The organism is Gordonia sp. NPDC003585, assembly GCF_040610755.1.
Classification (GTDB): Bacteria; Actinomycetota; Actinomycetes; order Mycobacteriales; family Mycobacteriaceae; genus Gordonia.
Window position 1 is genome coordinate 1 of record NZ_JBEXMX010000025.1, and the last position, 22,362, is coordinate 22,362.

Here is a 22,362-nt window from a genome sequence, read left to right on the forward strand (position 1 = left end):
GCCGCCTTGTCCGTTCGGCGGCGGGCCGCTCGGCCCGGTTGGCGCACCCTGCCCATTAGGACCTACGACGGTGTCCCGGGTCGGCCGCTCGATCTCCTGCGTGACGCCCGGATCCACCTGGTCACGGCTGTCCGTCTGGCCCCGCTGCCAGGGCGGGACCAGACCGCCCGTCGGCGTGCCTGTGCCCGGCTGACCCCCAGCGTTGGGACCACCGTTGTCCTTGTCCCGATTGTTCGGTGTGCTCACTCGCAATTCCCTCGCTCGGCGTCTTCTGGTCACCGTGTTGTCGGCAGCACGTCGTTCCCAGCCTAACGGTAGTCGAGGTCACATCCGCGTTACCGCCGCCGCTGTCAGCTACTCGGTCGGTTCGTCGGGCTCGTCGGCGTTGCGTGCGATGGCGATGACGGTGGTGCCCTCGTCGAGGTTCATCAGCCGCACACCCTTGGTCTGACGTCCGGCCTTGCGCACCTGCTTGGCACCCGTGCGGATGACGCCCCCACCGGAGGTGATCGCATACAGCTCGGAGTCGTCGTCGACGATGAGTGCGCCGATCAGCTCGCCGCGCCTGCGGTCGTGCGCGATGGTCAGCACGCCCTTGCCGCCGCGTCCCTGGACCGGGTAGTCGTCCATGCCGGTGCGCTTGGCGTAGCCGCCCGACGTCGCGACCAGCAGATACGTGCCCTCGCGGACCACGTTCAGGCTCAGCAGGGTGTCGTCGGCGTTGAACCGCATGCCCTGCACGCCGGAGGTCTGGCGACCCATCGGACGCAGCGCCTCGTCGTCGGCGTGGAACCGGATCGACTGCCCCTTCTGCGATACGAGCAGCAGGTCGTCGTCGGCGCTGCACAGCTGCGCACCGACGAGTTCGTCCTCGCCGCGCAGGTTGATCGCCGCGATGCCGCCCGACCGGTTGGAGTCGAAGTCCTCGAGCCGCGACTTCTTCACCAGACCGTTGCGCGTCGCGAGCACCAGGTACGGGGCGTCGTTGTAGGTCTTGATCTGGATGACCTGCGCGATGCGCTCTTCCGGCTGGAAGGCCAGCAGGTTCGCCACGTGCTGGCCGCGTGCGGTGCGGTTGGCCTCGGGCAACTCGTACGCCTTGGCTCGGTAGACGCGGCCCTTCGTGGTGAAGAACAGAATCCAGTCGTGCGTCGACGACACGAAGAAGTGCTTGACGATGTCGTCCTGCTTGAGGCCGGCACCCTGCACACCTTTGCCGCCCCGACGCTGACTGCGATACAGGTCGGTCTTGGTGCGCTTGGCGTAGCCGGTCTCGGTGATGGTGACGACGACGTCCTCGCGGGCGATCAGATCCTCGTCGGACACGTCGCCGTCGGCCGCGATGATCTGGGTACGACGCTCGTCGCCGTACTTCTCGACGACCTCCTTGAGCTCGTCGCGCACGATCGCGCGCTGACGCTCGGGCTTGTCGAGGATGTCCTTGAGGTCGGCGATCTCGCGCTCGATCTCGGCGAGTTCGTCGATGATCTTCTGCCGCTCCAACGCCGAGAGGCGACGCAACTGCATCGCCAGGATGGCGTCGGCCTGGATCTCGTCGATCTCCAGCAGACCCATCAGGCCGGTGCGAGCGGCCTCGGTGTTGGCCGACGCGCGGATCAACGCGATCACTTCGTCAAGGGCGTCAAGGGCTTTCACCAGACCACGCAGGATGTGTGCGCGCTCCTCGGCCTTGCGCAGCAGGTACCGCGTGCGACGCACGATGACGTCGATCTGGTGCTCGACGTAGTAACGGATCATCTGGTCGAGACGCAGCGTGCGCGGCACACCGTCGACGATGGACAGCATGTTGGCACCGAAGCTGGTCTGCAGCTGGCTGTGCTTGTACAGGTTGTTGAGCACCACCTTGGCGACCGCGTCGCGGCGCAGGGTGACGACGATCCGCATGCCGACACGATCCGAGGACTGATCCTCGATTCGGCTGATGCCCTTGAGTTTTCCTTCGTTCACCTGCTCGGCGATCGACTGGATCAGGTTGTCGGGGTTGACCTGGTACGGCAGTTCGGTGACGACGAGAGTGGTGGTGCCCTTGTTCTCCTCGATGTCGACCACCGACCGCATCCGGATGCTGCCGCGCCCGGTTGTATAGGCGTCGCGGATGCCCTGGCTGCCGACAATCAGTGCGGCCGTAGGGAAATCGGGTCCCTTGATTGATTCCATGCAGGCGTTGAGCAACGTCTCGTCGTCCGCGTCGGGATGCTCGAGCGCCCAGAACACCGCGTCGGCGACCTCGGTCAGGTTGTGCGGCGGGATGTTGGTGGCCATGCCGACGGCGATGCCGCCGGATCCGTTGATCAGCAGGTTCGGGATGCGCGCCGGCAGAACCGTCGGCTCCTCGGTCTTGCCGTCGTAGTTGGGCGTGAGATCGACTGTCTCCTTGTCGATGTCACGCAACATCTCCATCGCCAGCGGCGTCAGACGCGCTTCGGTGTAACGCATCGCGGCTGCGCCGTCGTTGCCGCGCGAACCGAAGTTGCCCTGGCCGTCGATGAGCGGGTAGCGCATCGACCATGGCTGAGCCATGCGCACCAGCGCGTCATAGATCGCCGTGTCGCCGTGCGGATGGTAGTTACCCATCGTCTCCGCAACGGGTTTCGCCGATTTCACGTAGCTGCGGTCGGGGCGGAACCCGGCGTCGTAGGACGCGTAGAGCAGGCGACGGTGCACCGGCTTGAGGCCGTCGCGCACCTCGGGCAGCGCGCGCCCGACGATCACGCTCATGGCGTAATCGATGTAGCTCTTCTGCATCTCCTGGCCGAGATCGACCGGTTCGACGCGATCGCCTTCACCGCCGGCGGGCGGGAGCGTGGTGTCAGTCATTGCTCATTCTTTCTGCCGGGTGGTTTCGAGGCTCGCTTCGCTCGCACCTCAACCAGCGGAGTGCGGCGGTTCGCATGTGAGCCTGCGATGGGGAGGCGTCAGACATCAAGGAAGCGAACATCTTTCGCGTTGCGGGCGATGAAGCTGCGGCGGGCGGCGACATCCTCGCCCATCAGGATGGAGAAGAGTTCGTCGGCAGCGGCCGCGTCGTCGAGCGTCACCTGACGCAGGACGCGGACCTCCGGATCCATCGTGGTCTCCCACAGTTCCTTGGCGTTCATCTCGCCGAGGCCCTTGTAGCGCTGGATGCCGTCGTCGGCGTTGATCTTCTTGCCGGCGGCCCGACCCTCTTCGAGCAGGCCATCGCGCTCGCGGTCGGAGTAGGCGAACTCCGGTTCGGCTTTCTGCCACTTCAGTTTGTACAGCGGCGGCTGTGCCAGATAAACGTGACCGTGCTCGATGAGCGGGCGCATGAAACGGAACAGCAGCGTCAGCAGCAGCGTCGAAATGTGTTGTCCGTCAACGTCGGCGTCGGCCATGAGCACGATCTTGTGATAGCGCAGCTTGGCGATGTCGAACTCGTCATGGATGCCCGTACCGAACGCGGTGATGATCGACTGGACCTCGGTGTTCTTGAGCACCCGGTCGATACGTGCCTTCTCGACGTTGATGATCTTGCCGCGCAACGGCAGGATCGCCTGGTACATCGAATCCCGGCCCGACTTGGCCGAGCCACCCGCGGAGTCACCCTCCACGATGTAGACCTCACACTTGGACGGATCGTTGCTGCGGCAGTCGGCGAGCTTGCCGGGCAGACCGCCGATGTCGGTTGCGGTCTTGCGCCGCACCAACTCTCGCGCCTTACGCGCCGCCATGCGGGCCTGCGCGGAGTCGACGGCCTTGCGGATGATGATCTTGGCCTCGGCCGGATTGGACTCGAACCAATGCGCCAGGTGCTCGTTGCACGTCTTCTGCACAAAGCCCTTGACCTCGGTGTTGCCGAGCTTCGTCTTGGTCTGGCCCTCGAACTGCGGGTCGCCGACCTTCACCGAGATGACCGCCGCGAGTCCCTCGCGGATGTCGTCGCCGGTGAGTTTGCCGTCCTTCTCCTTGAGCAGCTTCTTGTCGACGGCGTACTTGTTGACCGTGCTGGTCAGCGCCGCGCGGAAACCTTCCTCATGGGTGCCGCCCTCATGGGTGTTGATCGTGTTGGCAAAGGTGTGCACCGACTCGGAGTAGCCGGCGTTCCACTGCATCGCGATCTCCACCTCGTGCCCGGTGCCCTTGGCGGTGAAGCCGATGACCGAGGTGTGGATCGGTTGCTTGGTGCGATTGAGGTGCTTGATGTAGTCGACCAGGCCGTCGGGGTAGTGATAGGTCCGCGTCTTCGGCTTGGCGGCCGCGGTCTTCTTCTCTTCCTCGGACTTGACGGTCTCCGCGGTGTCCGCGGGCGGGGTGTCACCGTTGGCGTCCCCGGGGGTGTCGACGACGTGCGGGCGCTTGTCGGTCAGCGTGATGGTGAGGCCCTTGTTGAGGAAGGCCATCTCCTGCAGGCGACGCGCGACCGTCTCCGCGCTGAACACTGTGGTCTCGAAGATGTCGGCGTCCGGCCAGAACCGCACCGTGGTGCCGGTCTTTCGGGTGGGGTCGCCCTTCTGCAGCGCCTCGGGCTTGGCGTGATCGTAGGTCTGCTCCCAGTGAAAGCCGCCGTAGTTGATCTCGAGCTCCACCTTGGTGGACAGAGCGTTCACCACGGAGATGCCGACGCCGTGCAGACCGCCGGACACCGCGTAGGCGTCCGAGTCGAACTTGCCGCCCGCGTGCAGCTGGGTCATGACGACCTCGACCGTCGGGACGCCGGTCGCGTGCATGTCGGTGGGGATGCCGCGGCCGTCGTCGACGACCTCGACGCCACCGTCCTCGAGCAGCGTGACCTCGACCTTGGAGGCGTAACCGGCCATCGCCTCGTCGACCGAGTTGTCGACGACCTCCCAGATCAGATGGTGCAGACCGCGCTCACCGGTGGAGCCGATGTACATGCCCGGTCGTTTGCGGACGGCTTCGAGGCCTTCGAGGATGCTGATCGAATCGGCGCTGTACTCGCCGGACTTCTTTGTCTTGCGACCCTTGGATCCTGCGGTGTCGTTACTGTCGGCCACGAGGTGCGTCCGCTCCTGTTCTGCTCTGGACGACGCCATCAGACGTGCGTCGTCGTTCCGTCGACGTGGTGGGACGACTACCATCGGTGTGGACACAAGTCAGGTTCGTCGCAGGCCTCGTCTGGCCCGCGACCGCCACATGTGATGGTCGTGCTCCCACCCCTGTCGGGACAACATCACCAGTGTACTGCCTAACCCGACCAGGAACCCGCATCCGGGGCCGCTGACGCGTTCGCTGGCGAATTTTTTTGGATAGTTGCCGGTTCGATCGTGGCCTGGGGACAAAACCTCGTTCTGGAGACCGTTGTCACCCGTAGGTGTCGCGGGGTCCGCGACCGGGGACGTGCCGCTCCCCTTTTCGCCACGACGGCCCCTTGGGACCGGTGATCCGCAGCGAGGTGACCATCCCGTCGCCGATGGCCGCGGCGATCTTCGCCAGGATCTGAGCCTGCACGTAACGCAGCTGGGTGGCCCACGCGGTGGACTCGGCCTGAACGTGTAAGACGTTGTCGCGCAGAGCAACCGGCTGTGCATGCGCCGCAACGTCGGCACCGACGATCTGCTCCCACATGCCGAAGAGCGTGCCTTCACCGATCTTGGGCTGCCACCCACGCTCGCGGGCGAGACCACCGGCGAGCCGGCCAAGCGGCTGCGGATCCCGGCCGTCGGGTCCCGACCCCGACCAGCGTCGGCGCTTGCTCTTTCCGCTGGTCGGACGTCGAACCGGGGACGCCCGGCCATGTCCGACCGACTTTCCCGCAGCCCTCGCCGCCGCCCGGGCCTCTTCCAGGGCGCGGCGCGCGCGTTCGTATCCGCCCAGGTTCTCGGGCGTACCGGCGTCGTCTTCGTCAGTCACCGGTCGCCTCCTCCCCTGTCGCCAGCACCGACCGTCGGCCTTCCTCGTCGGCGACGACTTCGATGGCGACGCGTCGGCCACCGATGCCCGACGGGATGTCCTCCGCCACGGCAGCGGTCACCAACAACTGTTCGGCGTCGGCGGTGAACTCCGCCAGTTTACGACGCCGCGCCGCGTCGAGTTCGGCGAAGACGTCGTCGAGCATGATCACCGGCTCGACGCCCTCGGCACGCGCAAGGGCCACCGACGCGAGCCGCAGCGACAATGCGAGCGACCACGATTCACCATGGCTGGCAAAGCCTTTCGCGATCTCGTCACCAAGAATCACGCCGACGTCGTCACGATGCGGACCCACCAGGCAGACGCCACGATCGATCTCCTTGGACCGCAGATCGGCCAACCGGTCAAGAAGTGACTGACGAATGTGCTCCACGTCGGCCGACTCACCTGCCGGCGGCAGCAGATCTGCTCCCGCCGTGGGGAGGTAGGCCAGGTCTGCCGGACGCGAGTGCGGGGCGATCGACCCGTACGCCTCGATGAAATGCGGGCGCAGGGCTTCGAGGATGTCGATGCGTGCCGCCGTGACCACCGCTCCGTGCTCGGCGAGCTGACCGTCCCAGACGTCCAGTGTGCTCAGCACCGATTCGGCGTCGCTGCCCCCGCGTCGCATCGCGGCCCCCGCGGTCTTCAGCAGGGCGGACCGCTGGCGCAGTACGCGGTCGTAGTCGGAGCGGGCCGCAACATGGAGCGGGCCCTTCTGCGCGACCAGTTCGTCGACGAAGCGTCGACGATCGGTCGGTTCCCCACGCACCAGCGACAGGTCCTCGGGCGCGAACAGCACGGCGCGCAGAATCCCGACGACCTCGCGGGCGCGACGTGCCGGACCACCGTTGATCGACGCCTTGTTGGCACCTTCGGCGTTGATCCGCAGTTGCGCGGTGAGTTCGCGTCCACTGTTCTCGACGGTCGCCGTGACCAGCGCCGATTGCTTTCCAGTGTGGACGAGCGGCGCATCGCTGGACACCCGATGGGACCGGAGCGTCGCCAGATAGTAGAGCGCTTCCAGGATGTTGGTCTTACCGAAACCATTGCGCCCGGTGAAAATGGTCGGCTCGGCACGCAGCTCGATGTCGGCAGACTGCCACGACCGGAAGTCGCGAAGGTGCAGCTCACGAACGAACACGGCAGCTTCTCGACGGGCGCGGGCGCGCGGGTCAGCCCGGAAGGCGGACCGGCATGAGCAGGTACGTGAACGCGCTCGCCGGCGCCGGGAAGGCACCCGACTCGTCGGCCACCGGTTCGTCACCACTCGCCGGACGCAGGACAGCGGGCCGGCTCGGCGTCGTGAATCCGAAATCGACCGTGTCGGCGTTGATGGCCGACAAGCCGTCCAGCAGGTATCCCGGGTTGAAGGCGATCGTCAAGGGTTCGCCGCTGAACTGCACAGCCAACTCCTCCTCGGCCTTGCCGGCTTCGTCGCCACCGGCCGTGAGGAGCACGGATCCCTCGGCGAATTCCAGGCGCACCTGGGCGCCACGCTCGGCGACCAGCGCGACGCGTCGGATCGCCTCGATGAGCGGCGCGCTGTCGATGGTGGCAACCGCCGTGTGACTTGCGGGCAGCAACTGACGGAACTTGGGGAACTCGGCGTCGAGCAATCGGGTGGTGGTGCGCTTGGACTCACCGAGGATGCCGAGGATGCCGTCGGAGCCGATCGCCGAGCCCGCACCGAATGCCAGCGACACCACACCGGTGCCCTCGGCGCCGGCGGTCTTGGCGCTCTCCGAAAGCGTCTTGGCGGGTACCAGAACCGCCCCGGTGGTGTCCGGATCCGTGGGCTCCCACTGCAATTCGCGGACAGCCAGACGGAATCGGTCGGTGGCGGCGAGCACCACGCCGGAGCCTTCGATCTCCACGCGCACACCGGTCAGCATCGGCAGCGTGTCATCACGCCCGGCCGCGACGGCGACCTGCGAGATCGCCTCGGCGAACAGCTGGGTGGGGATGGTGCCCGTGACCGCGGGCAGGTCGGGCAGCTGTGGGTAGTCCTCCACAGGCATCGTCGGCAGCGAGAACTTGGCGCTCCCGCACGCGATGGCCACGCGGGAACCGTCGAGGGTCACATCGACCGGCTTGTTGGGCAGCGCCTTGGTGATCTCGGCGAGGAGTCGGCCCGAGACGAGGACCTTGCCGGGTTCGGCGACCTCGGCGGCGATGGACTCCTGGGCCGAGACCTCGTAGTCGAATCCCGAGACGGTCAGGCCGTTGTCGACGTCGAGGACCACACAGCCGAGCACCGGTACCGGCGGTCGAGAAGGCAGGCTACGGGCGACCCAGGCAACGGAATCTGCGAACTCGTCACGCGCGACACGAAACTTCATGCTGGGAAACAGCCCTTCTCTCGTTCGGGGATCCCCACTGTAGAACGCCACCGCGCCGGAGTGGGCTGTTGGGTGCAAGTCGAGGCGCTTTGCGTGGATGCGAGCCGAGCGAGGCTGTCGGTTTCGGCACTGACACTGTGCACAGTCCTTCTTACAAAAGAAGTTCTCTAGAGAGGGATCCATCTCAGTAATAGGTGCTGTGGAATCTGTGCACAACCGGGGAATCAGCCCTGTCCGAGCGCCTCTGGCGATGTGGATGTCCGGTGGACGATCCGTGCACGGTTACGCCGAGGTATGTGGAGTACCAAGGTTGTTCGTATTCCGTGCACCTTGCGTACACAAGTTACCGACGGTTATCCCAAGACTCATCCACAGCTGGTGATGAACATACTCAGTGGGATTGTGAGTCGCCGCATCGACGACGAGAACCTCAACCTTGTCGTGATGGTTGAGGGTTGGTTCCACGATCGCCATAGGGAATCTGTACGCCCTGACCTCACGAGACGCACAGTGCACTTGACCGGTCTCCCAGGTACAGATTCCCGAGGGGTCTGGACGGAGCTATCTCGGTGGCCGCGGCGGTCGAATCGTCAGGAGGAGGCGCGCTGTTTGATGCGCGCGGTGAGCTCCTGGACGTGGTCGTACACCTTGCGCCGCTCGGCCATCTCCTTGCGGATCTTGCGTTCGGCGTACATGACGGTGGTGTGGTCGCGGTCGAAGGTCTCGCCGATTTTGGGTAGCGACAGGTCGGTGAGCTCACGGCACAGATACATCGAGATCTGCCGCGCTTGGGCCAACGAACGCGTCTTGCCGGGTCCGCGGAGTTCGTCGACGGAGATGTCGAAGTACTCGGCCGTGATCACCAGGATGCTGGCCGCGCTGACCTCCAGGGTGCCGGAGTTGGGCAGCAGCGCCTGCAGGACGACGTCGGCGAGCGACATGTCGAGCTCGGCGTTGTTGAGCGACGCGTAGGCGGTGACGCGGATGAGCGCACCCTCGAGTTCGCGGATGTTGCGCTCGATCTTGGAGGCGATGAGTTCGAGGACGTCGTCGGGCACCGCGATGTTGTCCATCTGTGCCTTCTTGCGCAAGATCGCGATGCGGGTCTCGAGATCGGGTGGCTGGACATCGGTGATCAGGCCCCACTCGAATCGCGTGCGGAGTCGATCTTCAAGTGTCGCAAGCTGTTTGGGCGGTCGATCGGAGGAGATGACGATCTGTTTGCTCGCGTTGTGCAGCGTGTTGAAGGTGTGGAAGAACTCTTCCTGGATACCTTCTTTGCCGATCAGGAACTGGATGTCGTCGACGAGAAGGACATCGACATCGCGGTAGCGGCGTTTGAACGCGACCCGACGGTCGTCACGCAGCGAGTTGATGAAGTCGTTGGTGAACTCTTCGGTGGAGACGTACTTGACCCGCATACCCGGGAAGAGGCGCTGAGCGTAGTGGCCGGCAGCATGCAGCAGGTGAGTCTTGCCGAGCCCCGATTCCCCCCAGATGAACAGCGGGTTGTATGCCCGGGCCGGGGCCTCGGACACCGCAACCGCCGATGCATGGGCAAACCGGTTGGACGCGCCGATGACGAAGGTGTCGAAGGTGTACTTCGGGTTGAGGTTGGCGCTCGGCACCGCCGGTGCGGTGGTCGGACGTTCCGCGAAATAGGCGGTCCAGTCCCCGGAATCAGGTCGCGGGCGGTCGCCGGAGGCTTCGCCGCCAGGTGAGCGGAACGCGTTGTCGGCCAAACCAGGCCGCGGACGACCCGCCATCGACTCACCGGGGAGCCCGTCGTCGAATGCCGTGCCCGACGCAGAAGGACCCGACGCAGAAGGACCCGACGCAGAAGGAGCTGACGCAGAAGGAGCTGACACCGGACCGCGGTTGATGTCTGCGCGGGCATCGACGTCGGAGCCGTTCTCCGCGCGGGTGTCCTCCGCGCGTGGCGTGGCGATGCGAACGCCGAGGTCCACCGGCTGCCCGAGGTGTTTGCTGAGGGTGGATCGAATGGTGTCGCGGAGGTTCCGTTCGATCTGCTCTTGGACCAGTGGCGTGGGCACCGTCAACAGCGCGAAGCCTTCGGCCAGGGTGAGCGGGCGGACCAACGACAACCAGGCCTTCTGCTGCCTGGTGAGCGGTTCGTGGTCGGGTGCGGCGGCATCGTCGTCGTTCAACTCGGCGACGACCTGCTGCCACACCTCGCCAAATGTGTCGCGGTCTGAAGTCACGTGGGGCCCTCCTGCCCGGGAAAACTACCAGCGTTCTCCGGCAAGGATGGCGTTGCGTTGCGATAGAGCCGAGTTGTCCACACAGTTATCCACATCTGTGTACAGAAGGGATGAAGATACCGGAAGCATCGCTTCGCGGCCAAGTTCCATGGTCGACGCGGGCGACCACTTCGGTGAAGGTTACAGAGCAGTGGCTGCCGTCACAACAGAATCCGAAGCTTTCGATCACGAGAAGGACAACACTTCGCGACAACGGAGAACACTGGGCGTCGGGGTGCGGATGGCGCTGGGTGACTCCGGCCCGGGCGACCTCGTGTCGGCTTCATCACAGGGTCTGCGATTGCCCGGTCGGCGTCGGGACCCTCGTTTGATTTGAGGCGCCACTCTCAGTACTCTCGACTGGTCATCCAGGTTGCGGATTTGCGCGGTGACCGCGCGGAGCTTTACCAGGTTCCGTCGAGGTCAACCGACTGATACCACCGACACGAGTTCGGCACCGCTCCCGGATCAACCGACCAACCAGAAAGCCGTGGGTTCGCACGCGAGGCGGGCACCCACGCACGGAGCACAAGGAGTCACCGTGGCCAAGGGCAAGCGGACCTTCCAGCCGAACAACCGTCGTCGTGCGCGCGTGCATGGATTCCGGCTGCGCATGCGCACTCGCGCCGGCCGCGCGATCGTCAACGGCCGTCGAAGCAAGGGCCGCGCGAAGCTCACGGCCTGATCGTCGACCGATGACCGAGTCGGTGCCACCGCCTCGGTCTCCGCTGATCGATGACTGCGCCTCGCCATCGGATCTCCCGGAGATCCGACTTTTCTCGCACGCTGCGAAACGGCGTGCGGGTTTCGTCGCGCGATCTGGTGGTGCACGCATCGCCCGTCCCGACCATGTGGCCCGATCCTCGCAACGTCCGATCCGACGTCGCGATGACCGGTGGACCCTGGTTGGGACTGATCGTGAGCAAAGCTGTGGGCCCGGCGGTGACCCGGCACGCCGTCGCGCGTCGTCTGCGTGCTGCCTTCGCCGAGACCATGCAATCGTGTCCGTCACCGGAGACCTTCGTGGTTGTTCGTGCTCACCGCAGCGCTGCGGGCCGTAGCAGCATCGAGCTGGCCGAACAACTCGAGGGAGCGTTCACGCATCCGCGACTTGCCCGGCTCGGTGATCGGCCATGACGGACACTGTGGACCAGAGCATGCAGACTCCTCCGACGACGGCGGCTTCTCCCACGACAACGGGGCGGCTGTGGACAACGACCAAGCTCCTCCCCCGCCGGGCACTGATCTTCCTGATCGAGCTCTACCGCACCTGGGTCTCGCCGCTGCGTCTGCCGACGTGCCGGTTTGAGCCGACCTGTTCGGGGTACGCGGTCGAAGCCCTCGAAACCCACGGCTTCTTCTATGGCGGCTGGTTGTCGATCGTTCGACTCCTCAAATGTGGACCTTGGCACAAACCTGGTTACGACCCGGTACCCGAACACGGGTTCCGCTGGCGTAGACCACCGACGGAAGTGAGGGGCAACTAACCCGTGCTCAACTTCATCTACTACCCCGTCTCCGGGATCATGTGGGTCTGGCATTGGCTGTTCGACCACATCACCCCGAACACTCCCGGCGGCGACGGCATCGCGTGGGCGCTGTCGGTGGTCTTCCTGGTGTTCACCCTTCGCGCGATCCTGTACAAGCCCTTCGTCAAGCAGATCCGCACGACGAAGAAGATGCAGGAGATCAATCCGGAGCTGCAGGCGATTCGAAAGAAGTACGCCAAGGATCGGGTCAAGATGACCGAGGAGATGCAGAAGCTGCAGAAGGAGCACGGGTTCAACCCGTTGCTCGGCTGCCTGCCGATGCTCCTGCAGATTCCCGTGTTCATCGGTCTGTTCCACGTGCTGCGGTCGTTCAACCGCACGGCGACCGGCATGGGTCAGCTCGGTATGTCGGTCGAGGAGACGCGCAACACCCCGAACTACTTCTTCAGTGTCGAGCAGGTGCAGAACTTCCTCGACGCCCGCCTGTTCGGTGTGCCGCTCTCGTCGTTCATCACCCAGCCGGTCACCGAATGGCCGGCCTTCGGAACGATCGACTTCACTCGTGCGCACATCGCGGTCGTCGTCATTCCGATGATGATCATCGCGTCGATCGCCACCCACATGAACTCCCGCGCATCGGTGGCCCGCCAGCCCGAGGCCGCGCTCGAGAACCCGCAGACGCGCATGATGAACATGCTCGCGCTCTACATCTTCCCGCTGGGCATCCTGGTCACGGGTCCGTTCTTCCCCGTCGCGATCCTCCTCTACTGGATGAGCAACAACATCTGGACCTACGGGCAGCAGCACCTCGTCTTCGGACGTATCGCCAAGGAAGAAGAGGAAGCGAAGCTCGCGAAGCAGGAGAAGCTGAAGGCCAACTCCCCCAAGCCGGGCGCGAAGCCGGTTCGGATGAAGAAGGGCCAGGCGTCGACGTCGGACGAGACCGACGCGTCCGACACACCGTCGGGGACGGATGCTGCCGCAGCCGAGACCGATAAGGGCGACGACGCGACCACTGCCCCGACCGAGGCAGGCGCCAAACCCAAGCCCGGACAGAAACCGGCGCGCCCGGGGCAGCGTTCCGGTTCGGGTTCCAGTCCTGGATCGAAGAAGCAGAACTCAGGTAATCGCGGGGGGAAGAAGGCCACCAATCGTGGTGGCCGCCGCGGTGGCCGAAGATGACGCTCGATCTCGAGCAACAACGACTTGTTGGTGGAAGCACAGAGTTAGGTGGATGTGAGATGACGGAGACTGCGACCCAGAGCGATCGCGAGACCGAGCAGGTGAACGAGTCGGCAGCGGTGGACGCGCCTGAGGCAGATACCGCTGAGGTGGATACTGCTGCGACGACCGACGAGTCTGCACAGACCGTTGCACCTGCGGAGTCGGATGTCGATGATGCGGTCATCGAGACCGACGACGCGGACGATGACGATGATGCGGATGAGGGCGACGAAGAGGATCGTCTGGTGGAAGAAGGCGAGATCGCCGGCGACTACCTCGAGCAACTCCTCGACGTCCTGGACTTCGACGGCGACATCGACCTCGATGTGGACGGTGATCGCGCGATCGTCAGCATCGACGGTGGAGACGATCTGGCCAAGTTGGTCGGCCGCAAGGGCGAGGTGCTCGACGCACTGCAGGAGCTGACGAGGCTCGCCGTCCAGCAGGCGACCGGTGACCGCAGTCGCCTGATGTTGGACATCGCGCGGTGGCGTGCGGATCGTCGCGACCGTCTCGCCCGGCTCGGCCGGGAAGTTGCAGAGCGCGTACTGGCGTCCGGTGACCGCGAGGCACTTGACCCGATGACGCCGTTCGAGCGCAAGATCGTGCATGACGCGGTGGCCGACGTCGAGGGCGTCGTGAGCGAGAGCGAGGGCGCTGAGCCGAAGCGGCGCGTCGTCGTTCTTCCCACTGTTTGATATCCCCGATCTACAGACAAGGCCCCGACGGTGTTCGGGGCCTTGTCTGTGTCTGGGATCGGAATTACAGCGGTGTTGTTTCACGTGAAACATGCGAGGTTGTGGACGGCTGTTCCGGCGCTCGGTCGCCTGGGGATAGTCAGCGCCCCGACCGTCCGACCGACTGTTTCACGTGAAACACTGAACCATCGAGCTTCAACGCAAGGGGGCGACGCAAGTGTCAGAACGACGCGACGATGATCGCAACGACACCGATACGGGGAGCGACGCAATCGAGATGTCCAGCGCCCCGCCGGCGGCAGCTGCCGACGTGTTTGGTGACCGCATCGAGTTGGCTCAGGCCTACCACCGGATCCTTGCGGCGGACGGGATCGATCATGGACTCATCGGCCCGCGCGAGATACCTCGACTGTGGGACCGACACATCCTGAATTGCGCGGTGATCAAGGAGCAGATCGGCGAAGGCGAGGCCGTGGTCGACGTCGGGAGCGGGGCCGGCTTGCCGGGGATCCCGTTGGCGATAGCGCGACCGGATCTCGAGGTGGTGCTCCTGGAACCGCTGCTTCGGCGCAGCACATTTCTGGAGCGGGCGGTCGGTGAGCTCGGCCTGCCGGTGCGGGTGGTGCGCGGTCGGGCGGAGGAGCGAGTCGTCAGGGAAGAGCTCGGTGGCATGGATGTGGCGACCTCGCGTGCGGTCGCTCCCCTGGAGCGACTGAGCAAGTGGTCCGCTCCCCTCATTCGGCCCGGGGGTCTTCTGGTCGCCATCAAAGGCGCGTCGGCCGTCGAAGAGATCGAACGTGACGGAGCAGCAGTGGGTCGGGCCGGGATCGGCGGCCTGCGAGTGGAGCTGTGCGGTGAGGCCATTCTGCCCTCCCCCACGACGGTCGTGGTCGGTGTGAGGTCGGAGCGTGGCGGTCGCGAACGCGGTCGCGGAAGGAAGCGGTGAGCTAGGTGGTATGGAGTCCGCGGAGGGCGCAGAATAGGAAGCGGTCCGCCGAAGGGAATGGCGGCCCGCAACCGCATTCGGCAGATGCCGTCGGTGCATCAGGCACCAATGGTTACGAGGTCGGGCAAAGGAGTCAACGCGTGGTCGACCAGGACCCGAACGTTTCACGTGAAACAGCCGAGGGAGTCCCCTACGACGACACTCCGATCGCAGCGGCCGCCGAACGCGCCAGTCAGGTCCTGACACCGGGTGGTGCGGGCCAACTCCCCCGTCCGCCGCAAACACGCATCATGACGGTGGCGAATCAGAAGGGTGGTGTCGGCAAGACAACCACCGCCGTGAACATCGCCGCCGCACTTGCTCTGCATGGTCTGCGCGTCCTGGTCGTCGACCTCGACCCACAGGGCAACGCGAGTACGGCGTTGGGGATCGACCACCGCGCGCCCGACATCGCCTCGGTTTACGAGCTGTTGCTCGGCGAGGTGACGCTGAGGGAAGCGATCCAGCAGAGTCCCAGCAACGAGCGCCTCTTCTGTGTTCCGGCCACCCTCGACCTGGCCGGCGCCGAGATCGAGCTCGTCTCTCTGGTGGCACGCGAGAACCGGCTGCGCAATGCGCTCTCGGAGGGAACCCTCGCCGAGTTCGACATCGATTACGTCTTCATCGACTGTCCCCCATCGCTCGGGCTCCTCACCGTCAACGCGATGGTCGCGGCCCGCGAGGTCCTCATCCCGATTCAGTGCGAGTACTACGCGCTGGAAGGTGTGGGACAGCTCCTTCGCAACATCGAACTGGTGCAGGCACATCTCAACCCGGGACTTCATGTGTCCACGATCGTCTTGACGATGTACGACGGACGCACGAAGCTCGCCGATCAGGTGGCCGAGGAGGTGCGCCGACACTTCGGCGACAAGGTCCTCGGCGCGATCATCCCACGCAGCGTGAAGGTGTCGGAGGCACCGGGCTATGCGATGACGATCATCGAATACGATCCCGGATCGCGTGGCGCGATGAGCTACCTCGACGCGGCGCGTGAACTCGCGCTTCGCTCCCCCGCACCAGAGACGGCACGCGCATGACGCGGAGTGGTTGCGATCGACAGCAGTGCACACCCATCAAGATCTTGCCGGGAGGACAACCATCATGAGTCCACGTGAAACCGCACAGCGTCGTGGCGGACTCGGACGCGGGCTGGCAGCACTCATCCCGACCGGACCGGTGGACGACCAAGCAACCGGTGCGCCTCGCATGGGGGCGGCGGCTGCCGACGTCGTGATCGGCAAGTCGGCTGCTCCGGAGTCCAGCACTCAGGGGCCAGCCGCGGCAGGCGGGGCCACCACGGCCACACTCACTCAACCCCTTGCCCACGACGAGGTCGGTGCGGTCTATCGCGAGATCCCGCCCGCCGAGATCGAACCCAACCCGAACCAGCCGCGCACGGTTTTCGACGAGGAAGCCCTCGCCGAACTGGTCCACTCGATCACCGAATTCGGTCTGATGCAGCCGATCGTCGTGCGCGAGCTGTCCACACCGACGGCATCGGGCGTCCGATTCCAGTTGGTCATGGGTGAGCGACGGTGGCGGGCCAGTCAGGAAGCCGGCCTCGAGGCCATCCCCGCGATCGTCCGCGAGACGGCCGACGGCGACATGCTGCGCGACGCGCTGCTCGAGAATATCCATCGGGCTCAGCTCAATCCGCTGGAAGAGGCTGCCGCGTACCAGCAGCTGCTCGACGAGTTCGGCGTGACCCACGAGGAACTCGCCTCCCGGCTCGGCCGGTCACGCCCGTTGATCTCGAACATGATCCGCCTCCTGAAGCTCCCGATCCCGGTCCAGCGTCGGGTCGCGGCCGGGGTGTTGTCGGCGGGCCACGCCCGCGCGCTCCTCTCGTTGGAGACCGGAAGCGACGCGCAGGAGGCACTTGCTGCACGCATCGTTGCCGAGGGGTTGTCGGTGCGAGCCACCGAAGAGGCGGTCACCCTTGCAAACCGGGGGGACGGACCGGACGGTCGGTCGCCGGCCGCGCCCAAGCGTCGGCAGATGCAGATGCCCGGACTCCAGGATCTTGCCGAGCGACTCTCGGATCGGCTCGACACGAGGGTTACAGTCGGATTGGGTAAGCGAAAGGGCAAGATCGTGGTGGAGTTCGGATCGGTGGAAGACCTCGAGCGGATTGTCGGCGTCATCGACCCCAAGAAGTGATTCGTCGGCCGGAAATCCCCTCATGATGACCCACGGAAGTTATGTCACTGTGACGACAGCTCGCCCTGCCACCGAAATGCCCTGGGCTGCAGCATTTTTGGCCGAACAGGTGCTGAAGTCGGAGATCGGGTGACGATGGGCATCGGAATCGTTCGCCTTGACCTCGACTCGTTCGAGTTGCTGCCCCAACACACGCGACGATGTGTGTTCTGGGAGGTGGACCCGGCCACAAATCAGGCGCGGTCCCCTGACACGGCGATGTTCGGTGACCTCGGAGCGTTCGAGAGCGAGTTCGACAAAGAAGCGTGGATCTCCGGACTCCTGCTCGAATGGGGAACGTGCGGGCAGGTCGCAGTGGATACGGCAACCAACAGTGTTGTCGGGACGGCCTTCTACGCCCCGCCCAATCGTGTGCCCCGGTCGACGTCCTTTCCCACTTCCCCGGTGAGTCACGACGCTGTGCTGCTGACGAGTATTCGAACCGAACCCGGTCACGACGAAGCCGCGACGGTCCTGCTCGATGCGGTGCTCGCAGATCTGATGCGACGAGGCGTTCGGGCTGTCGAGGCGTTCGGTCTGGTCCGGTCGGCGCACCAGGCGGGTGGCGGTGAGGTCGCCTCGGAAGAGGGATTGAGTTCGTGGACGGACGAATCCATCGTCGAAGTCGCCCGAGAGATCCTCGACGGCCCCCAAGATGACCTGTGTCCCGTCTGCATGATCGATGCCGGCTTCCTCAAGGACTCTGCGTTCGACGTTGTCGCGAGCCATCCTCGGTTCCCGCGATTTCGACTGGAACTCGACGAGGGGCTCGGCTGGAAGTTCGAGGTCGAGAGTGCCCTCGAGAAGCTGGTGGTGATGGCGGCGATCGACCTGGCAGGTCGTGAGCGCAGCGCAGTACCGGTGGGCCTAGCGGGAGATCTCTTCGGCCGCCAGTAGCTCGGCGAAAGTGTAACTGCCGGTGGGCCTGTCGTCCTGGCCCAGCAGGTACAGGCGTTTGACCGCAACCAGGATCGCCTCGGCAATGACGTTGCGGTAGTTCGAATCCGCAAGCGTCGCAGCATCTTCGGGATTGGTGATGTAGCCGATGTCGATGAGTGCGACGGGCATCCGGGTCAGTCGCAACAGATCCCACGTGCGTTCGTGGGTGCGGCAGTCGGCCAGTGGTGTGCGGGCAGCGATCTCGCGCTGAATGTAGCCGGCGAGGTTGCGGCCGATGGTCGAGTACGAGCCGTGGCTGTTTCCGAAGTAGAACGACGCCACGCCATGTGCCTTCGGGTTGCGGTAGTGCCCGCAGCGCAACGCGATCATCAGGTCGGCGTCCATGAGGTTCGCGACCCGTGCTCGTTCGTCGTCGGAGGGATGTCCGCGGCCGTCGTGCGACAGGAACGTTTCCATGCCGGCCGCCGCCATGCGCCCTTCGAGCCGGGCGGCGAGGTCCCATAGCAAGCGCGATTCGCGCTCGGCGGTGTCGCCGACCGAAAGGTCGTGCAGGCCACCGGAACCCGGATCGATCAGGATGCGTTTACCGGACAACCGAGGACCCGAGCGTCGGACATGTTCCTCTTCTCGGATCGCATGCGGCGATCCACCGGTGACCCGGGTGCCGAGACGCTCGAGCGAACGCAGGGTCGCCGGTCCGCAGATGCCGTCGGAGGACAGTCCGTACTCGCTCTGGTAGAGCCGGACGGCGGTGTCGGTGGTTTCCCCGAAGACTCCGTCGACCAGTGAGGTGTAATAGCCGAGATTCTGCAGCCGGCTTTGCAGCGTCGCCACATCGTCGCCGACCATCGGCGCCGAGAAGCGGAACGCCAATACGCGGGCGCCGAGCTGATACGAGGCCTCGCGAAGGGCCCGGTACGTGGCCGGACCGACGATTCCGTCGACGATGAGCCCGCGCTCCTGCTGGAAAGCGCGCACGGCGTGATCAGTCGCGTCGTCGAAGATCTCTTCCGGTGGGGTCCAGCCGTTGGTGCGCGAGTTGGATACGAATCCGGCGGCAGGGGCGGTCAGAAGACCACGTCCGGCCAGGATGGCGCGGATCTCGGCAACCGCCGATCCGTGATCCCCCAGGCGGAACAATGGCATCGCTGACACTCCTCGTCTCGTCAGGCTGCATTCTCTCAGGTGGCCCCGGCACCGCCAAATACTGGCGCTGCCGAGGCCTTGACCTGGGATGTTGCTTACCCGGGTGTGGGTGTCAGGCGGAGGTGCCCACCACGGTGTCGAGTTCACGCAGGAGCGCGGCCTTGCCCTTGGCTCCGACGATGGTCTTGGTGGGCTGACCGTTCTCGAACAGGATCATGGTCGGGATCGACATGATCTGGAAGTCACGCGCGGTCGCGGGGCTCTCGTCGACGTCGAGCTTGGCGACGGTGAGCTTGTCGCCGTGGTCGCGGGCGATCTCCTCGAGCACCGGCGCGACCATGCGGCACGGACCGCACCAGGTCGCCCAGAAGTCGACGAGTACCGGCTTGTCGGAGCCGAGCACGGTGTCCTTGAATGTGGCGTCGTTGACGACGACGGTGTTTGCACCCATGGTGGTGTCCTCCTCAGTGGATAAGGTGTGTTGCTGGTGTCAGGCGGGGGCTTGGACGGGCTCGGCGTCGGCCACGGTCAGGTCGGCGGCCTCCCCCTGTTCGGCGAGCCAGCGCTCGGCGTCGATCGCGGCGGCACATCCGCTGCCGGCGGCGGTGATCGCCTGGCGGTAGGTGTGGTCGACGAGGTCGCCGGCGGCAAAGACGCCGGGCAGCGACGTGTACGTGGTGCGACCCTGCACCTGCACATATCCCTCGCTGTCGAGGTCGACCTGGCCGCGCACCAGTTCGCTGCGCGGGTCGTGCCCGATGGCGACGAACATGCCCGTGACGTCGAGATTCTGGGTTTCACCGGTCCGGGTGTCGGCGAGCACGAGACCGCTGACCGAACCGTCGCCGATGACCGACTGCACGCCGGCGTTGGTGACGAAGCGGATCTTGTCGTTGGCCTTGGCCCGCTCGAGCATGATCTTGGACGCCCGGAACTCCTCGCGCCGGTGCACCAGCGTCACGCTGCGCGCGAACTTGGTCAGGAAGGTCGCTTCTTCCATGGCCGAGTCGCCACCACCGATCACGGCGATGTCCTGATCCTTGAAGAAGAAGCCGTCGCAGGTGGCGCAGGCTGAGACGCCGCGGCCGAGGAGCTGCTGCTCCCCCTCCACACCCAAGTAACGGGCTGCGGCACCCATGGCGAGGATGACTGCGCGGGCCCGGAAGACCTCGCCGCCGGCCTCGACCTCCTTCACCGCACCGGTGAGGCGCACCGCGTCGACGTCCTCCATGCGGAGGTCGGCGCCGAAGCGCAGCGCCTGCTCACGCATCTCGTCCATCAGTGCGGGGCCCTGGATGCCGTTCTGGAAGCCGGGAAAGTTCTCCACCTCGGTGGTGGTCATCAGTGCGCCGCCGAACTGGGTGCCCTCGAAGACGATCGGCGCCAACTCGGCGCGCGCCGCGTACACCGCTGCGGTGTATCCGGCAGGTCCCGAACCGACGATGATCACCTCATGGATCTGGTTCGATGTCGTCTCGCTCATCCATCCTCCGTGCTCTGACGCCGATTGCCTCGTCCCGGGTTGCCGGGAGGGCGTCACGGCTGCTTCAACACAAGGGTAAGCGGAGATGTTCCCCCATCGGTGACCTGCACCGAGTGATTCGGCCAGTCGTCCGACTCAGGGTGCGCCGATGGTGGTCCGTGTGATCGTCGAAGGGTGACCGGTGTCACAGTCGGTGCCGACCACCAGCGCGTCGAAACGGCCCGCAACACCGGTCGACAGCAGAATGACGGCGGCCGGCTGTCCATCGGTCGTGATCGGTCCCGACCCCACGACCACCGCGTCGTCGGGCACGCCGTTGGCGGCGAGGCAGCGTCGCAGGGCGGTCGCGGATCCGAACGGAGCGTTGTCGGAGTGACCGAGGACCGCCAATGCAGAGGCGAGTTCTGCGCCACTGAGGGTGCGCGATGGCGTGGCGGGGGTCGACGACGCCGCGACGGGTGGTTCGGGGTCGTCGGAGGAGGCCATCACGACGAGCACCGACACCCCGACGACGAGGAACATCAGTACGACGGCGGCAACCGAGAGAATCCGGGTGCGTGGTGGATGCGATCGGGCGCGGGATGGCGGAGCCGCGGCGAGATCGTCGAGGGTGGCATCGACACGCGCGCGGACATCGTCGGGAACATCGACCATGTGGGTGGCACTGTCAGCGAGATCGCGTCGCGTGTCCGTCAGTGAGCGCAGGACGGCCTGGGCGGACGTGTCGTGCGCGATCTGCTGAAACATATGTGCCGCAACATCATCGGGTAGAACCCCGGCATCGAGATCGGCGAGGAGTTCGGCAGAGTAAGGCGGATCTGGCAGATCACTCCGCGGGGTCATCGTCTCAGTCTTCCATTCTGGGTGTGCGTCGGATGGGGCTGCATCGGTTCGGTGGTCTCGATGTCTTGGACGCACGCGATCCAGTTTCGGTTCCCATCAATTCTCACGGAGATGCCCCAGCGCCTTGGCGAGTCGCAGCCGGCCGCGCGCACAGCGACTCTTGATCGTGCCCTCCGCGACGCCGAGCAGCTTCGCCGCGTCGGCGACGGAGTATCCCTCGATGTCGACAGCCACGATCGCTGCGCGCTGGTCGGCGGTGAGCACGTCGAGAGCACGACCGATAGACACCGAAAGATCAACGGCTGCAGTGTGATCCGTTGCGTCCATCAGTTCCGGCACATCCCATCCGGGGAGCGAGATGGCCTTCTGTGCCTTCGTCCGACGAATCCGATCGAAACACGAGTTGAGCACGATGCGATGCAGCCAACTGATGACCTTGGCGTCGGCCCGAAACCGGTGAGCGGTGCGATGCGCGCTGAGCAGGGCGTCTTGGAGGGCGTCGGCGGCGTCGTCGGGGTTTCCGGTGGTGCGGTATGCGAGTGACCAGAGGTATGTGAGGTGGCGTTCGATGAGGATGGTGAAGGCTTGGGGGTCGCCGTTGCCGTGGGCGGTGATGAGTTCTTCGTCGGTGCGCGTATCTGACGCGTGCAGTTGACGTTTCCCCCAGGCCATGGGCTGAGACTAGTGCAGGATCGGGGTGGTCGATGGTCGATGTCGGGGTTGTGCACAGCGGTGTGAGGTGTGGACGTGGACAGTCCGGCTACGGCGACGCGCGGACGTGGCGGACGTGGAGCCGAAGACCTCGACAAGACAGATCTCCCCGCAGCGGTCCGGCTGATCCTCCAGACCGATCAGCCACGCCGAGAACATCGACTCGGGCGTCAACATCGCTCGAC

Annotated in this window: 20 protein-coding genes and 1 pseudogene; 9 read left to right on the plus strand and 12 right to left on the minus strand. The window is 65.3% G+C overall.

Annotated elements, in window-relative coordinates; genetic code table 11:
- The 7 genes and pseudogenes from ABZW74_RS08995 to dnaA all read right to left on the minus strand — a co-directional run.
- Nucleotides 1-246 (minus strand): annotated as a pseudogene (locus tag ABZW74_RS08995) (hypothetical protein); the annotation flags it as partial.
- A gap of 108 nt (nucleotides 247-354) precedes the next feature.
- A complete protein-coding gene (gene gyrA, locus ABZW74_RS09000) occupies nucleotides 355-2,838 on the minus strand; it encodes a DNA gyrase subunit A (protein WP_355275706.1) in 2,484 nt (827 codons plus the stop codon).
- Between the two features lie 98 nt (nucleotides 2,839-2,936).
- Nucleotides 2,937-4,997, minus strand: coding sequence for a DNA topoisomerase (ATP-hydrolyzing) subunit B (gene gyrB, locus ABZW74_RS09005; protein WP_240855526.1), 2,061 nt, complete (start codon nucleotides 4,995-4,997; stop codon nucleotides 2,937-2,939).
- Between the two features lie 307 nt (nucleotides 4,998-5,304).
- Complete coding sequence (locus ABZW74_RS09010; RefSeq protein WP_240855525.1) at nucleotides 5,305-5,853, minus strand: DUF721 family protein; 549 nt, start codon at nucleotides 5,851-5,853, stop codon at nucleotides 5,305-5,307.
- Nucleotides 5,846-7,036 (minus strand): DNA replication/repair protein RecF, encoded by a 1,191-nt coding sequence (gene recF, locus ABZW74_RS09015; protein WP_355275709.1) that lies wholly within the window; start codon nucleotides 7,034-7,036, stop codon nucleotides 5,846-5,848. Before recF ends, ABZW74_RS09010 begins: the two co-directional genes overlap by 8 nt.
- Before the next feature lie 31 nt (nucleotides 7,037-7,067).
- On the minus strand, nucleotides 7,068-8,234 hold the full coding sequence (gene dnaN / locus ABZW74_RS09020; protein ID WP_240855521.1) for a DNA polymerase III subunit beta: 1,167 nt from the start codon (nucleotides 8,232-8,234) through the stop codon (nucleotides 7,068-7,070).
- Between the two features lie 590 nt (nucleotides 8,235-8,824).
- Complete coding sequence (gene dnaA, locus ABZW74_RS09025) at nucleotides 8,825-10,456, minus strand: chromosomal replication initiator protein DnaA (protein ID WP_240855517.1); 1,632 nt, start codon at nucleotides 10,454-10,456, stop codon at nucleotides 8,825-8,827.
- 580 nt (nucleotides 10,457-11,036) lie between these two features.
- Between dnaA and rpmH the strand changes: the two genes are divergently transcribed.
- The 9 genes from rpmH to ABZW74_RS09070 all read left to right on the plus strand — a co-directional run bounded on the left by rpmH (nucleotide 11,037) and on the right by ABZW74_RS09070 (nucleotide 17,991).
- Nucleotides 11,037-11,180 (plus strand): 50S ribosomal protein L34, encoded by a 144-nt coding sequence (gene rpmH / locus ABZW74_RS09030; protein ID WP_006337454.1) that lies wholly within the window; start codon nucleotides 11,037-11,039, stop codon nucleotides 11,178-11,180.
- Nucleotides 11,181-11,230: 50 nt separating this feature from the next.
- Nucleotides 11,231-11,632 (plus strand): ribonuclease P protein component, encoded by a 402-nt coding sequence (rnpA, locus tag ABZW74_RS09035; RefSeq protein WP_355275712.1) that lies wholly within the window; start codon nucleotides 11,231-11,233, stop codon nucleotides 11,630-11,632.
- The gene (yidD, locus tag ABZW74_RS09040; protein WP_355275714.1) at nucleotides 11,629-11,982 is read left to right on the plus strand and encodes a membrane protein insertion efficiency factor YidD; all 354 of its coding nucleotides are present in this window, start codon (nucleotides 11,629-11,631) and stop codon (nucleotides 11,980-11,982) included. Before rnpA ends, yidD begins: the two co-directional genes overlap by 4 nt.
- Before the next feature lie 3 nt (nucleotides 11,983-11,985).
- The gene (gene yidC, locus ABZW74_RS09045; protein WP_240855508.1) at nucleotides 11,986-13,167 is read left to right on the plus strand and encodes a membrane protein insertase YidC; all 1,182 of its coding nucleotides are present in this window, start codon (nucleotides 11,986-11,988) and stop codon (nucleotides 13,165-13,167) included.
- Between the two features lie 59 nt (nucleotides 13,168-13,226).
- On the plus strand, nucleotides 13,227-13,907 hold the full coding sequence (locus ABZW74_RS09050; RefSeq protein WP_355275716.1) for a R3H domain-containing nucleic acid-binding protein: 681 nt from the start codon (nucleotides 13,227-13,229) through the stop codon (nucleotides 13,905-13,907).
- A 277-nt stretch (nucleotides 13,908-14,184) separates the two neighbouring features.
- Complete coding sequence (rsmG, locus tag ABZW74_RS09055) at nucleotides 14,185-14,853, plus strand: 16S rRNA (guanine(527)-N(7))-methyltransferase RsmG (protein WP_240855584.1); 669 nt, start codon at nucleotides 14,185-14,187, stop codon at nucleotides 14,851-14,853.
- A gap of 140 nt (nucleotides 14,854-14,993) precedes the next feature.
- Entirely contained in the window at nucleotides 14,994-15,932 is a 939-nt protein-coding gene (locus ABZW74_RS09060) for a ParA family protein (protein ID WP_240855504.1), read from the plus strand.
- Between the two features lie 64 nt (nucleotides 15,933-15,996).
- Entirely contained in the window at nucleotides 15,997-17,055 is a 1,059-nt protein-coding gene (locus ABZW74_RS09065; protein WP_240855503.1) for a ParB/RepB/Spo0J family partition protein, read from the plus strand.
- A 135-nt stretch (nucleotides 17,056-17,190) separates the two neighbouring features.
- Nucleotides 17,191-17,991: a hypothetical protein gene (locus tag ABZW74_RS09070; protein ID WP_240855501.1), complete on the plus strand. Its 801-nt coding sequence runs from the start codon at nucleotides 17,191-17,193 to the stop codon at nucleotides 17,989-17,991.
- Here the strand turns inward: ABZW74_RS09070 and ABZW74_RS09075 are convergent.
- The 5 genes from ABZW74_RS09075 to sigM all read right to left on the minus strand — a co-directional run bounded on the left by ABZW74_RS09075 (nucleotide 17,962) and on the right by sigM (nucleotide 22,138).
- Nucleotides 17,962-19,140, minus strand: a complete 1,179-nt coding sequence (locus ABZW74_RS09075) for an N-acetylmuramoyl-L-alanine amidase (RefSeq protein ID WP_240855498.1) — start codon at nucleotides 19,138-19,140, stop codon at nucleotides 17,962-17,964. The genes ABZW74_RS09070 and ABZW74_RS09075 overlap by 30 nt on opposite strands.
- Nucleotides 19,141-19,252: 112 nt before the next feature.
- The gene (gene trxA / locus ABZW74_RS09080; RefSeq protein ID WP_240855497.1) at nucleotides 19,253-19,591 is read right to left on the minus strand and encodes a thioredoxin; all 339 of its coding nucleotides are present in this window, start codon (nucleotides 19,589-19,591) and stop codon (nucleotides 19,253-19,255) included.
- 39 nt (nucleotides 19,592-19,630) lie between these two features.
- Entirely contained in the window at nucleotides 19,631-20,623 is a 993-nt protein-coding gene (trxB, locus tag ABZW74_RS09085) for a thioredoxin-disulfide reductase (RefSeq protein ID WP_240855491.1), read from the minus strand.
- Between the two features lie 135 nt (nucleotides 20,624-20,758).
- Nucleotides 20,759-21,466: a hypothetical protein gene (locus ABZW74_RS09090; protein WP_355275720.1), complete on the minus strand. Its 708-nt coding sequence runs from the start codon at nucleotides 21,464-21,466 to the stop codon at nucleotides 20,759-20,761.
- A gap of 96 nt (nucleotides 21,467-21,562) precedes the next feature.
- Nucleotides 21,563-22,138 carry an RNA polymerase sigma factor SigM gene (sigM, locus tag ABZW74_RS09095; RefSeq protein WP_355275722.1) on the minus strand — a complete coding sequence of 192 codons (576 nt, stop codon included), beginning with the start codon at nucleotides 22,136-22,138 and terminating at the stop codon, nucleotides 21,563-21,565.
- Nucleotides 22,139-22,362: the final 224 nt, after the last annotated feature.